Origin of the sequence: Pedobacter sp. Bi126 (assembly GCF_918698245.1) — a bacterium.
In the GTDB taxonomy this organism is placed as follows: Bacteria; Bacteroidota; Bacteroidia; order Sphingobacteriales; family Sphingobacteriaceae; genus Pedobacter.
The window spans coordinates 1,000,853-1,014,477 of the sequence record NZ_CAKKMS010000002.1 but is presented as its reverse complement, the minus strand read 5'-3'; the positions used below and the strand labels follow the sequence as shown (position 1 = coordinate 1,014,477).

At 38.7% G+C, this 13,625-nt stretch carries 10 protein-coding genes; 5 read left to right on the top strand and 5 right to left on the bottom strand.

The genetic code is table 11. The features are described 5' to 3' along the window. Positions 1-57: 57 nt before the first annotated feature. Positions 58-639 carry a DUF4142 domain-containing protein gene (locus LQ201_RS09430; RefSeq protein WP_230141692.1) on the bottom strand — a complete coding sequence of 194 codons (582 nt, stop codon included), beginning with the start codon at positions 637-639 and terminating at the stop codon, positions 58-60. 271 nt (positions 640-910) lie between these two features. Between LQ201_RS09430 and LQ201_RS09425 the strand changes: the two genes are divergently transcribed. The 3 genes from LQ201_RS09425 to LQ201_RS09415 are packed head-to-tail and all read left to right on the top strand — an operon-like array spanning position 911 to position 5,890. Continuing rightward, positions 911-3,268, top strand: a complete 2,358-nt coding sequence (locus LQ201_RS09425; RefSeq protein ID WP_230141690.1) for a TonB-dependent receptor — start codon at positions 911-913, stop codon at positions 3,266-3,268. Positions 3,269-3,298: 30 nt separating this feature from the next. Next, entirely contained in the window at positions 3,299-4,546 is a 1,248-nt protein-coding gene (locus LQ201_RS09420) for a DUF4374 domain-containing protein (RefSeq protein ID WP_230141688.1), read from the top strand. A 36-nt stretch (positions 4,547-4,582) separates the two neighbouring features. Then, on the top strand, positions 4,583-5,890 hold the full coding sequence (locus LQ201_RS09415; RefSeq protein ID WP_230141685.1) for a PepSY domain-containing protein: 1,308 nt from the start codon (positions 4,583-4,585) through the stop codon (positions 5,888-5,890). Between the two features lie 60 nt (positions 5,891-5,950). Here the strand turns inward: LQ201_RS09415 and LQ201_RS09410 are convergent, their stop codons facing one another. After that, on the bottom strand, positions 5,951-6,151 hold the full coding sequence (locus LQ201_RS09410; RefSeq protein ID WP_029276036.1) for a hypothetical protein: 201 nt from the start codon (positions 6,149-6,151) through the stop codon (positions 5,951-5,953). Positions 6,152-6,388: 237 nt separating this feature from the next. On the opposite strand from LQ201_RS09410, the gene LQ201_RS09405 reads away from it, so the two are divergent. After that, positions 6,389-7,033, top strand: coding sequence for a Crp/Fnr family transcriptional regulator (locus LQ201_RS09405; RefSeq protein WP_230146629.1), 645 nt, complete (start codon positions 6,389-6,391; stop codon positions 7,031-7,033). Positions 7,034-7,300: 267 nt separating this feature from the next. Next, entirely contained in the window at positions 7,301-7,885 is a 585-nt protein-coding gene (locus LQ201_RS09400; protein ID WP_230141680.1) for a molybdenum cofactor guanylyltransferase, read from the top strand. On the opposite strand, the gene LQ201_RS09395 is transcribed toward LQ201_RS09400, so the two are convergent. The 3 genes from LQ201_RS09395 to LQ201_RS09385 all read right to left on the bottom strand — a co-directional run bounded on the left by LQ201_RS09395 (position 7,880) and on the right by LQ201_RS09385 (position 13,624). Further along, on the bottom strand, positions 7,880-9,361 hold the full coding sequence (locus LQ201_RS09395) for a rubredoxin (protein WP_230141678.1): 1,482 nt from the start codon (positions 9,359-9,361) through the stop codon (positions 7,880-7,882). The genes LQ201_RS09400 and LQ201_RS09395 overlap by 6 nt on opposite strands. A 3-nt stretch (positions 9,362-9,364) precedes the next feature. After that, a complete protein-coding gene (locus LQ201_RS09390; RefSeq protein WP_230141676.1) occupies positions 9,365-9,868 on the bottom strand; it encodes a nitrate reductase associated protein in 504 nt (167 codons plus the stop codon). A gap of 204 nt (positions 9,869-10,072) precedes the next feature. After that, the gene (locus LQ201_RS09385) at positions 10,073-13,624 is read right to left on the bottom strand and encodes a nitrate reductase (RefSeq protein WP_230141668.1); all 3,552 of its coding nucleotides are present in this window, start codon (positions 13,622-13,624) and stop codon (positions 10,073-10,075) included. Between the last annotated feature and the right edge of the window lies 1 nt (position 13,625).

The following is a 13,625-nucleotide window of genomic DNA, read 5'->3' as shown; positions in this document are numbered from 1 at the left end:
AAGGGAAAGTAGCGTATTAAATCCCTTTACCTAAGAAATTTAATACGCTAAACCGCATTATTTCATACTGTCGTTAATTTTATTGATCATTACCAAATGGCTTTGAACAATTGGTGCTGTTTTCGTTGCAAAAGATTTAAGATCTGCGTCTTTTCCATCTCTTGATTCATCTTCCATTAATTTTAAGGTAGATTTATGTCCACTCACCATTGCATCAACATAAGCTTTATCAAAATCTGCACCTGTTTTTTTACTTAGGTCATCCATTTTTTTCTTGTGCTCATCATCTACAGTACTAGGCAGTGTAATGTTTTTTTGTTTCGCAATGGCCATTAATTCGGTGTTTGCCATGCCGTGGTCTTTTACCATCATGGTTGCAAATTCTTTAACCTGTGAATTGCTGCTTTTTTCGAGGGCCAGTTTTCCAAGTTCTACTTCAGCCATACCGCCAACCGCTGCCTGTGTAGTAAATTTCGCGTCAGCTTCATCTACTGCAATTCCTCCGGTGGCAACTGCATTGGTTGAACTGTCTTTAGCCATGTTTAAACTATCGGCACTTTCTTTGGCATCCTTGTTTCCTCCATTGCAGGCCTGAAATGCTAATACAGAAATGGCGAATACATAAATTAACTTTTTCATATGCTTTGTTTTTTGTTGTATCTACATAAACATGTTTTAAACTAAAACGGTTTTAAGCTTTTAAAATAATCGGGTAGGGTAAATGTCAGATGCTCAACTGAGTAAGCCGGTTTTTTTAGCAGGAGTGACGGAGAAGGGTTATGATTTAATAATTCTTATTTGGACTTGATCTAAATAGCGGTTATATTTGCCGAAAACAAAAATGCCACACGGTTCAGACCCATGTGGCTAAACCGGAAATCCGGCTCACCTTTAATCTCCATTAAAAGCCATGCAAATTAAGAAAATTTTGCTATTGGGCATGCTATGTGCCTGTGTAATTTTTACTTCTGCCCAAAACCAACTGTTGAGTATCTCGGGGCAAATCAAATCCAATGATGGTAATCCGCTTCCCGGGGCTACCATTAAAATCCACAAAACCAATTATGGTACATTAACAGACCAAAGTGGGAATTTTAAACTCTCCAATATTCCTCTGGGTAAGTACACCATACAGGTATCTGCAGTTGGTTTTAAAACACAAAAAAAAGAGATCAGTGTAGCTGATGGTCAGTCAGGTGGTTTCAATTTTAGCTTGTCAGAATCTACCGAGCAAATGGAAACCGTTAATGTAATTGGGAGAACGGCCAATCAGGAAATTAACCGGCAGGCTTTTAATGTAACTTCAGTTGATGCCAAAAAACTTTACAATACTACGCTTGATATTTCTGGTGCTTTAGATCGGGTAGCGGGCATTAGGGTAAGGGAATCGGGAGGGGTTGGCTCAAACTTTAACCTTTCTTTAAATGGTTTTTCGGGTAATCATGTGAGGTATTTTATTGATGGTATCCCGATGGATAATTTTGGATCATCTTTCCAGATCAACAATATTCCCATCAACATTGCAGATAGGATCGAAGTATATAAAGGTGTGGTACCAATGTGGCTGGGCGCTGATGCCTTAGGCGGCGCCATCAATATTGTAACTGGCGATCGTTACCGCAATTATGTTGACGTTTCTTACTCATTCGGATCATTTAATACGCATAGAAGTGTAATCAATGCAGCGGCTACCTCAGCAAATGGGCTAACTTTTCAATTAAATGCCTTTCAGAATTATTCGGACAATGATTATAGGGTAAATGTAGAGGCCTCTGATATTTACACCGGAGCTTATGCACCAATTGCATCTTTGAAGAGGTTTAACGATAAATATCACAATGAAACTTTAATCGCAAATGTGGGTGTGGTGGATAAAAGTTATGCGGATAAACTTTTGTTTGGGATTACAGTTGGTCAGAATTATAAAGAAATACAAACCGGTGCCAGGATGGTTTCGGTTTTCGGAGGCTGGCACCGTAGGGGTAACATATTGATGCCCACCTTAAAATATAAGAAAGAAAACCTGATCAAAGGTTTAGATGTAACCATTAATGCCAACTACAATTTAGGTAACGAACAGAATATTGATACTTTAAATGTTAGGTACGACTGGTACGGAAACAGTAAACCGAATGGAACGAATGGCGAACGCTCCAGGAGTTTGTACAAATACAAAAACAACAATGGCTTGGCAACAACCATGTTGAATTACAAAATAGACGACAATCAATCGGTCGCGGTAAGCAATGTATTTACCACTTTTAACCGAAAAGGTAGCGATGAATTAAATCCTGCCAATGCAGATTACGAAAGGCCAAAGAAAACCAATAAAAATGTTCTGGGGTTAGGTTATAATTTCGATGTACAAGACCGATGGAGCGCAACAGTTTTCGGGAAATATATCAATCAGGGCAATGTTAACGGAAGCGGCAGCACTGCTGGTAAAAATAGTACCGATAGGTTAGGTTATGGCGCTGCAGCTACTTATTTTATTAACCGGAACACGCAGTTAAAAGCTTCCTACGAGCTTACCAACCGTATGCCTGAGGCTCAGGAGATTTTTGGTGATGTAGAAAACCAGGATGCCAACCCAAGTTTAAAGCCCGAAAAAAGCGACAATTTTAATTTGGGCCTTGGTTACAGTTTCGCTATTGACCGGGAACATAATTTCTCTTTTACGGTCAATGGTATTTACCGCAATGCGACCAATTTTATCTATAACAGATTGAATCAAAATCAATCAAAACTCGTTGCCGATAACCGCGACGGGGTAAGAACAATAGGTGGTGATGCCGAAATCAGGTATTCGTATAAAAACTGGTTAAGTGTTGGTACCACAATTACCTATCAGAACCTTAAAAATCTTCAGAAATACGAAGTTAATCCAAGTACGGGCGAAAAATTCACCAATGTAAGCAATGTGTACCTGGATCAGATGCCCAATATTCCATACCTATATGGCAATGGAGATGTTTCGGTTGCATTAAAAGATCTGGGCCGTAAAGGCAATAATTTATCTATTGGTTATAACTTGTTATATGTGCATGCTTTTTGGCTGTACTGGCCAAGTCAGGGCGCAGCTGGCGATAAAAAAGTGATTCCACAGCAGTTCAATCATGATTTAAACTTCGTGTACAGCTTAAAACAAGGCCGCTATAATATTGGATTGGAAGCCAAAAATATCACCAATGCCGACCTCTTCGATAATTTTAGTCTTCAAAAACCAGGTAGGGCGTTCTACCTAAACCTGAGGTATTTCATCAATTAAAATCAATAATTAATACATAAAAAAAGTAATATGAAAACAAACTTTACCAAAGCGTTTATCGCTTTAGCTTTCGCTGCTGTACTTACCTCGTGTTCAAAAAAAGAAGAGAGCGAAAGTGTTCCGGAAAATCCAGGAAACTTTATCCTCGCCGTTACACCAGTGGCTTCTACAGGTGTTGCCGATTATTTGCTTACTGCCAGTGATCTGGATAAAGGCACAATCTCTACCGCTGGAAACGGAGTAGAACAAGATGGAACTTATCGCTATTATGTTACGCATAACAATAAGTTTTTCAGTATGCTTTACGGTCAGGGAAATCCGGGTGCGGTAACTACCTACAATATTTTAGCAGGCAAACTAAATAAGGTTTCTAATTTTCAGACTGAAACCGTTCAGGCTTTTGCGCCAGTTAACGACGATCTGTTATTGATTAAAATCCCAAGAAATTTAACCGCTCCAACAGCAAGCTGGTATAAAGTAAATACCAATAGCCTTTTAATCTCTGGAGAAGGAACATTAGATGCCACAGCTCCTGCAAACAACGGAGAAATCGCGCATTTTAGCTGGATTAAACAGGTAGGAAATAAAGTGTATGCGCCGTTTTTCTGTATCAACGGCAGCAGGTTCTGGACAAAATACCCTAACACAGCCTGGATAGCCGTTTATTCTTATCCGGAAATGAAATTAGAGAAAGTAATTGAAGATGACCGTACAAGTTTTATCGGAAGATATTTTACTGATGGATTGGGCGTAGTAGAAAATGGAGATGTTTATGCATTTTCGAGCTCAGTGGCTGTTGACGATAATACTGAAACTACTGATGTGCTTACAGATTCGAAAATAACCTCTACCAAACCTTCAGCAATTACCAAAATCAAAGCAGGCACAACAGCGTTCGATTTAACTTATTTTCTAGATTTTGAATCTGTATCTGGTGGTTATGTAATTACCAATTGGATTTATATCGGTGGTAATAATTTCATTGTAAATGCGATATTAAAAGCCAACAAAGGCGCTTATACAGTAGGTAAGACTATAGGTGTATTAAATGTAGTTGATAAAACCTTCAAAAAAGTTACGGGGCTTCCCGCCGAAACCGCTATCTCTAGCATCACTACAAATAACTATACGCCAAAAGATGGAAAACTGGCTTACCTGGGCTTCAATTTAAGTGATGGTACAAGCTATGTGTATAAAATTGATGCAGCTACAGCAACAGCTACAAGAGGCTTAAAAGTAGAAGGTGGGGTAATCACTGCCGTTCAGCATTTGAAATAACAACAAATTATTATCTCAAAAACTAAAAACAGAACAATGGCAACGGTAAATAAAACTACTCTGGCAAAGAAAAAAAATAAAGATTCGTTATTTAACAGGATCAATAAATGGCTTCACCTCTGGCTTGGCCTAATATCGGGTGTCATTGTTCTCATTGTTTGTATAACAGGCTGTATCTGGGTTTTTAATGAAGAAATTACAGGTTTATTGGAACCTGAAACCAAAATTGAAAAGCAGGATAAGCCTGTGATTACACCATCGCAACTGAGTGCCATTGCGTTTAAGCTTTACCCTGAAAAGATTCCTTCGTATGCACAATATCAACAGGGAAGGGCGATAAGTTTAAATTTAAGGGGAAAAAAGGATGAAGGACGGCGCGGAGGAGGAACCAGTTTAAAAATTAATCCTTATACAGGAGAGGTAATCAGCAAAGTGGTACATAAAAAAGGAGAGGTCGATTTTTTTAGGTTTATCCTCAACGGTCACCGTTTCTTGTGGTTGCCTTATGCCATCGGAAGACCGATTGTAAACTACGGAACCATGATATTTGTGGTTTTGTTAATTACGGGATTAATCTGGTGGTATCCTAAAAAATGGAACAAATCAACCCGCGATAAGAGTTTCAAAATTAAATGGGGAGCCTCATTTAAAAGGATAAACCTCGATTTACACAATGTACTTGGCTTTTATTCTTTAATCTTTTTGCTTTTTATTGCCTTGACAGGAATGGTTTATGGCATTAAATGGTACAGCGAAGGTTTGTATTGGGTAACCTCTGGAGGTGATAAATTAGGCGATTTCCAACGCCTGGAATCAGATTCATTAGCCGTTGGGAAATTTTACACACCTCAAAAAGCGATGGATCTGGTCTGGCAAAAAGTAATTCGCCGTCATCCAAAATCACAGGGTTTTTTCTATAATTTTCCCGATACTTCAAAAGCAAAAGCCACGATTAATATTACGGTTTATCCTAATACAGGTCAGTTTTACAATAACCAGGGCTATACCTTCGATCAGCATACTTTAAAAGAATTTAAACGCGAAGGTGTTTATGCTATTGCTTACGAAGAAGCTGGTTTTGGCGGTAAACTTCGCAAAATGAATTACGATATCCATGTGGGGAGTATTTTGGGTTTCCCAGGTAAAGTAATGGCTTTTTTAGCATCACTAATAGGGGCAAGTTTACCTATAACCGGCTTTCTGATCTGGTATGGTAGGAAATTCAAAAAGAAAGCTGTAAAGAAATCGCCCGTTTTAACCGAAGGTGATAATAAGCCTACTGATTTTAAGCCGAGAGTTAAAATTCCGGTAAAAAAAGTGGAAGAAGTTATAGAACAGGATTAATATTCAGGATATGATTAATTGAAAACCCAGACATTGTCCGGGTTTTCTTGTTTTAATGTCTTACAATTTTACCTTTTTAGTTTTTGGTTCTGGTTTTTCAGGTAATTGTATCGATAAAATCAAATCAATGCTTTCCGAGTTGGTTTCATAATCGGCTGCAATTTTTTCCCATCTTTTTAGTTCTGCCTGTAAGCTTTCGATTTCCTTACCCAATGATTCGATCTTATTCTGAATTGATTTTCTAACGTTTGTATTTGCCATAACACAAAATTATGATTTGATGGCATATCTTTAAACTTCTTTGTGGTAAGGATGCCTGTAAAAAATGCTAAGTGTTCTCTTTCAATGAGTTTTATTCTTATAAAATTTTCAACAATAGTGAAGAATCATCGAATTTGCTTACGATACCCAATAATTGAGCAATGATTTGCTATTTTTACCCAACATCCCCAATAAAATATGAAGAAAAATAATAACTGCGATCTTAAAACCTGTTTTATGTGCCAACTCACATTAAAAGAGTGGCATCCTGCTATCGAGAGCCATAAACGAAATTTTATCGCTAAAAAAGGGGAAGTAATTATCAAAGAGGGCGATCCGGTTAGTGGTGTTTATTTTGTTACTTCGGGTAATGTAAAAGTGCATAAACAATGGGGCGACAAAGAACTGATTTTACGTTTTGCAAACGATGGAGCCATAATTGGACATAGGGGAATCAGCAGCAGTATTTCTACTTATCCCATATCGGCAACTGCGTTAGAAACCACTAAACTTTGTTTTGTAGATATCGATTTTTTTAAAACTACCATAAAAGTAAACCAGGAATTTGCCTATGGTTTGTTGATGTTTTATGCCGATGAATTACACGCTTCAGAAAAGAAAATGCGTAATTTAGCTTTAATGTCGGTTAAAGGAAGGCTTGCTGTGGCTATTTTAGGATTGAGAGATCAATTTGGATTAGATGCCGAAGGATTTTTAAATTTAGCACTAAGCCGTCAGGATCTGGCTGCTTTTACCGGTGCCACTTACGAAACCGTTTTTAGGACCATGAACGAGCTGTTAGCTGAAAAGTTAATAATAGTGAAAGGAAAGCAAATTGGTATTTTAAACGGGGCCGGACTAACAGATTTGGGCAGTAAATAATCCATTATGGATAGTTTATTGTATAAAATATAAATGATAGGAGAATTTAAAAGATTAAATCTCCTCAGATCATCGTCATTGCGAGAAGGCTTTTTCAGCCGACGAAGCAATCTTTATGGCAAGAATCACTAGCATGAAAGATTGCTTCGTCGTTCCTCCTCGCAATGACGACCTTTCTTTTGAATCTGTCATTGATGGCGATGTGTCTTTTTAAGACATCTATTCGCTCGACTTAACTGATAATAGTTTTTTAATTGTAGATATTATATGTTAGGAATCGTTTTATGTGGCGGGCAGAGCTTACGGATGGGCACTGACAAAGGTTTGCTCAATCATCAAGATAGATTATGGGCACAGGCAGCCTGCGATAAGTTGAGTTCGCTTAATCTCTCTGTAAAGTTTTCAGTTAATCCATCGCAGCAAGAAACCTATGCAGGGTATTTTGGGAATGAATGCCTGATAGTTGATCATTCTTTACTTGATATCAAAGGACCATTATTGGGGGTGCTTTCTGCGCACTTATCAAATCCAGAGGAAGATCTGTTCCTATTGGCCTGCGATATGTTGCTGATGGAAATCAGGTTGTTGGAAAAGCTAATCCATTCACTTAAAGCTGATGATTCTTTCGAGGCTTATATTTTCACCAAAGATGGTCAGCAAGAACCTTTATGTGGGATTTATAAATTTGAGGGTTTGAAAAAAATTGTACATCTGCTTCAAACCAATGGTTTGGCCAAACACAGCATGAAATACGTTTTAAGTAATTTGCGAGTTTGTGAAATTGCCATTGAGGACCAGGATTATCGTTATTTCAGTAATTTTAACTCCCATGCAGAAATAAATGGCTTATAACAATTGCAACGCCGATTGATCAATCTTGGTAAAATTGTCTTTCTCTCCTTCACAAAGCATGCAACAATAATCTTCCGGTAAATCTTTAAATGCCGTACCTGGGTTAATGTTGTTTTCAATTTCGCCAATGCGCTCGTTGTACACCGTTAAACAATTGTTACACTGGTATAAAAACTCGCCATCTTTTTTTATCGCTTCTTCAGTTTGAAAGCTCTGTTTTTGATTACCGGTTTTTATCGCATTTAAACGGTATTTGTAAAACTTAAATATCGAACGCCTTACTTGTTCTGGTAATAAAAAACTAGGATTACTCCTGCTGAAAATTTCGCCGGTACGCTCGTTAGGGTTAAAATCCTTAGCACAAAGGATATCGTAAACGGGGAGTAGTTTTAAACCCAATATATTAATCAAGTGGCGTTTTTGGATGAGGATACTACTGAAAACCTCACTTTTTTTGCGTGTTTTAATGCCAAAGCAGATTCCAAACGTCCTGGTATCATCAATGCTTAAATGTTTAACAAGGAAATTTTTTAATGCTAAGCCTTCGTTACAATTGTCTTCCACCTGAAAGTTAAGTTCGTTGGCCGCATGCCGCATATTGATCTCAAATTCTTCGAGCAAGCCATTCCAAAGGTTTTTGTCTTTTTCATCAATTCCTTTTATAATGATGGTTTTCCAGGAGGTACAGCACAACTGACCGAGTTTGGTATCTAAACAAAGCTGGCAGAGTTTCTTTAAGAATGGAATGCTGAACAATTCATCACGCCTGTAGATACCCAACCAATATTTATTGTTATATCGGTTTAAGCCCTCGTAATAAGGTAGGTTAAATGATGATAGGGATACGGTATTTTCAGCAGGTTTAAGAATGAAATTGTCCTGATCCAAAAGTGCAAAGAGCGCTTCGCCATTGGCTTGTTGATTATCTACAAACTGTGACTGATTGTTTTTGATAATACCCTCCAACGCTTTGGTAACCTGTGCAATATGGTTGGTGTAACAAAGCTGATTCCATTCATAAGTTACATTGGTTTTTGGAAACCGGATGATCAAATGCCAATAATGTTCGGATTGTGAAGAGGCAATCCAGTTGATATTACCCGTTAACATGGGGGTAAAACTTTGGTCGCTATCACAGATATTGACTTTAACGGAAGGTCTAAAGTCGATATCGTCTAAAACATCCTTATATACACCTTCGGTAAGCCAGGTTTTGCGGATAAAAATCTCTTCAGCAGGATAAGAACTGATAATATTCGGGAAATTATTGGTGTCTACTTCATAATCGATTCCAAGTTTATCCATTTCACACGTAAATATGGTAATATTGTAGGTTGTAGTATCAATCAATAACTGCTGGCGTAGGCCAAAACGAACATATTGGATCCGCGCTTTTGTTGCCGCAACCAGGATATTATACAAATTGCCCGGTGATATGATGCCGCCTGGAAAGTTGATGATGATGGTTTGATACATGGCTTAGCTATTTAAAAGTCCAAATTCTACTACTGCCTTTGGGAAGTTTTTGTTTTCGTGTCCTGGTCTGCATAATTTTAAAAGCGCAAACCTTTGGATATTAGTGAGTTTTCGCCATTGGTTTAAGGAAAGCTGCAAAGCTAATTCTGTCGCCTTTTCTTTTAGCATCGTAGGGATTTGATGTAGGTTTCCCCAATCGGGTAGCGGGTCGATAGCTAGCGTGGTGGCTTGATTTCCAGTATATTTGGTAATCAGGCCAATCAGAAATTGATGGTACTTATCTGTTTGTTCCTGAGTTGAAACGGGTAGTAATGCCAGTTGGATCCGTTCCGATGGATGAAATTTGCTCCATTCAGCCAATTTTAGTTTTATTCCTGCGGCATCCATTTTAAAACGCACGATCATCGGGATACAGCGCACATTTTCTTCAATAAAATCTTCTTCGAACTTAAAATATTCAATCCCTTTTAGGTTTTTAAATTCTGAAGGACCTATTTTTACTTTCATCACTTTCTTTAATTTTAAATATTATACTCTGAACCTTACATTAAAGATAGAGAACTTACTCTTCTTATTCTGTCATGTTGAGCTTGTCGAAACGCATCAAAGTGTATTTAAGTAAGGTCCTTCGACAAGCTCTCCGCAGGATTCCTTTGGACAGGATGACAATTCGTACTATGATACAAGCTTATGAAGAATCACGAAAATCTATCATTTCTCTACTAAAACCTGCTTAGCTTCCGTTTTTAATACATTTACAAAAGAATCTAATATGGCTTTTACCTCGGGTCTGCAACTGCCACAACCCATTCCGGCGCCAGTTAACTGGCAAAGCTGCAAATGATCTTTACAGCCATCTTTAATTTTGTTGATCAGGTTACCTTCGCCAACATTGTTGCAGCTGCATACGGTTTTGCCTATAATAGGTTCGGTTGTTTTACCACTTCTTAATAATTGAAGCCGCTTTTCGCTCAACTCCATTTTATTTTCGATTAGGTTGCGGAACTCCAAAAACTCACTTTTATCGCCGATTAATATCGCCCCAACCAATTTATCGTTGTGTACAATACATTTTTTATAGTAACGTTTGGCTTTATCAATAAAAACAATTTCCTCATAAGTAGGGTCGTTGTTCGGTATTTCGGCCAAACCTAATGAACAGAGTTCTAAACTGTGCATTTTAAGGATATTCATGAGCAGGCTGCCCTGGTAAAATTTAGCAATATCTCCGCAAAGAAATCGTGCCACTATTTCTGCCTGTTGTTCTGCTGCTGCGGTAATGCCGTACATCTGGCCTTTAAATTCGGCAATTTCACCAATGGCATAAATGTCTTTTTCGGTGGTTCTCAGGTATTCATCAACCACAACACCTCTTTTACACTCTATGCCTGCTTCTTTAATCAGTTCAGTATTCGGAACAGTACCTATGGCAATTACTAAAGATTCGCAATCGATCAATAAACCACTTTTTAAACGGATGCCTGAAATATTTTTTTCTCCGATAATCCGGTCTACTTCATCATTATAAAAAATCTCAATGCCTTTGCTGGTCAGTTCTTCATGTAATAACTGACTGCCTAATGCATCCAACTGGCGACCCATTAATCTCGATATCCGTTGGATAATCGTCACTTTTGATCCCGTTTCGGCCAAAGATGTGGCCAATTCGATTCCCAATAAACCGCCGCCAACAATTACTACTTTTCCATTTGTGGTATCCACATGTTTTTTAAAACTGTCAGCATCATTGCGGCTGCGCATGGTAAATATGCCGTTTAGTTTTGGGATATCTTTAAGCACAAAAGCCCTGCTTCCAGTAGCCAGGAGCAGAACGTCGTAATGGTGGGTTTCTCCATTACTATCGATAACAGTTTTATTTTCCTTGTTGATTTTTTCGATACCTAGTCCCCGGTGCAGTTTAATTCTGTAATCGGTTTCCTCACTATCGCTCATTTTAATGAGGTTATGCCAGGGTAAAGTGCCAATAATATAATCGGGGAGAAGTACCCTGTTGTAAAAAGGGAAATTCTCTTTGCTAAAGATCTCAATTTCATCTTCGGTATTTAAAGCCCTGTAACTTTTAACAAAACCACAGGCACCAGCGCCAGCTCCAATAACAATGATCTTTTGCCGGGCTTTTTGATATAATTTTACTTCTACAGCGCTAAATTTAAAATCGGGTTCTTTGCTTAGTGGGTCAACCAGGTTATTGGTGAGGTTGTTCACCCGGTTTAGGTCACTTTTTAAGATTTTTCCCCAGTGCATGGGCATGAAAACCACTCCGGATTTAATATCTTCCGAAAATTTTGCTTTTACACGAACATTTCCACGTAAACTGGAAATTTCGATAATATCATTGTCTTTAATATGCCGAATCTCGGCATCAATTGGGTTGATCTCTAAAAAAGATTCGCTGATATGCTGGTTCAATTTATTTACCTTGCCTGTTTTGCTTCGGGTATGCCATTGATCTCTGATCCTTCCGGTGGTTAAAATCAATGGATGTTCCGGTGTTAAAGCTTCGGATTGGTTTTGGTCATCAAATGATAAAATATTAGCTTTTTTATCTGGTGTGTAAAACTGGTGATCGGTAAATAACCTGGCTGTTCCGAAGGCCTTTTCTTGCTTCGGATAAGGCCATTGAACGGCTCTTTTTTCCCTTAAAATCTCATAATTAAGTCCGCTGATATCAATGTTGGTTCCTTCCGTAAGGGCTGCATGCTCGTTGTATATTTCGGAAGCACTTTTGAAATCGAAACCGTGATAGCCCATTTTTTTTGCAAACCGGCAGATAATTTCCGAATCTGGTAAGGCTTCTCCAGGTGCTTCGGTTACTTTACTGAGATAAGAAATATAGCGGCCTGCATTGGTCATGGTGCCCTCTTTTTCTACCCAGGCAGCTGCAGGTAAAACCACATCAGCGTATTTTAAGGTTTCTACTTTATTGCTAATGTCTTGAACAACTACAAATTTCGCTTTTTTTAATCCTTCTTCGGCTACACGAACATCAGGTAGACTAATCAATGGATTGGTGCATAAAATCCAAACCGCTTTGAGCTTTCCTGTATTCAGTTCATCAAACATTTCGGTTGCAGTTAAGCCCGGTTTAGATTGTATGGTGCCCAATGGGATCTGCCAAAATTTTTCGACCTCATTGCGGTGACTTTCGTTGGCTAAAACGCGATGTGCCGGCAATAAATTGCTTAAACCACCAACTTCTCGTCCGCCCATGGCATTTGGTTGTCCGGTGAGTGAAAAAGGTCCGCTTCCAGGTTTGCCAATATGGCCGGTAATCAGGTTTAGGTTGATTAACGAAAGGTTTTTATTAGTGCCCACCACACTTTGGTTAAGTCCCATCGTCCACATGCTGATGAAACCTTTTGCATTGCCGATGTACGATGCAGCCAGGCGGATATCACTTTCTTTTATTCCACAAATAACTGCTGCTTCGGCCAGTGAGGTTTGGAAAACGGTAGCATGGTATTTTTCATAACCATTGGTACTGTTGATGATAAAATCAGCGTCGATTTTTCCATCTTCAATTAAACATCGGCCGATGGCGTGGTGAAGGGTAATATCAGTGCCTGGATTGAGTTGCAGATGAACATTGGCAAGCGAGCAGGTCTGCGTTTTTCGAGGGTCGCTTACAATGATCTTTAGGTCTGGATTTTTATGCTTTGCGGCTTCAACACGGCGCCAAAGGATAGGATGGCACCATGCTGGATTTGCGCCCGCAACAAAAATGCAATCGGCAATTTCAATATCATCGTAACTAATGGGCACAGTATCTTCACCTAAGCTCATTTTATAACCAACAACCGCACTGCTCATACATAAGCGGCTGTTGGTATCGATATTATTGCTACCGATAAAACCTTTAATCAATTTGTTTACTACATAATATTCTTCCGTTAAACACTGTCCGCTTGCATAAAAAGCCACACTATCGGGTCCATGTTTTTTAATCAGTGCTTTGAAAACGGCTGCTGTTCTTTCTAGTGCGGTATCCCAGCTTACCCTTTGGAGGGGCATGTTTTTGTTGTAACGCATTTCGGGGTAAAGCAGTCTGTCGCTTTTGTCATTCGCGGTGTAATGCAGATTCATGCCTTTACTGCACAACATGCCTTTATTTACAGGGTGGTTTTTATCTCCTTCAACTGTTATCCGCTCATGGATATCTTTATTTACCACAATACCACAGCCCACTCCGCAGTAGCAGCATGTTGTTGTATTATTTAGCGATATATTCTTTTCTTCTTTCAAA

Excerpts from the sequence above, each read along its gene's own strand:
- LQ201_RS09390 (WP_230141676.1), bottom strand. The coding sequence starts at position 9,868 with ATGAAAGTAAAAATAGGTCCTTCAGAATTTAAAAACCTAAAAGGGATT.
- LQ201_RS09410 (WP_029276036.1), bottom strand. The coding sequence starts at position 6,151 with ATGGCAAATACAAACGTTAGAAAATCAATTCAGAATAAGATCGAATCA.
- LQ201_RS09395 (WP_230141678.1), bottom strand. The coding sequence starts at position 9,361 with ATGTATCAAACCATCATCATCAACTTTCCAGGCGGCATCATATCACCG.
- LQ201_RS09425 (WP_230141690.1), top strand. The coding sequence starts at position 911 with ATGCAAATTAAGAAAATTTTGCTATTGGGCATGCTATGTGCCTGTGTA.
- LQ201_RS09415 (WP_230141685.1), top strand. The coding sequence starts at position 4,583 with ATGGCAACGGTAAATAAAACTACTCTGGCAAAGAAAAAAAATAAAGAT.
- LQ201_RS09420 (WP_230141688.1), top strand. The coding sequence starts at position 3,299 with ATGAAAACAAACTTTACCAAAGCGTTTATCGCTTTAGCTTTCGCTGCT.
- LQ201_RS09400 (WP_230141680.1), top strand. The coding sequence starts at position 7,301 with ATGTTAGGAATCGTTTTATGTGGCGGGCAGAGCTTACGGATGGGCACT.
- LQ201_RS09430 (WP_230141692.1), bottom strand. The coding sequence starts at position 639 with ATGAAAAAGTTAATTTATGTATTCGCCATTTCTGTATTAGCATTTCAG.
- LQ201_RS09405 (WP_230146629.1), top strand. The coding sequence starts at position 6,389 with ATGTGCCAACTCACATTAAAAGAGTGGCATCCTGCTATCGAGAGCCAT.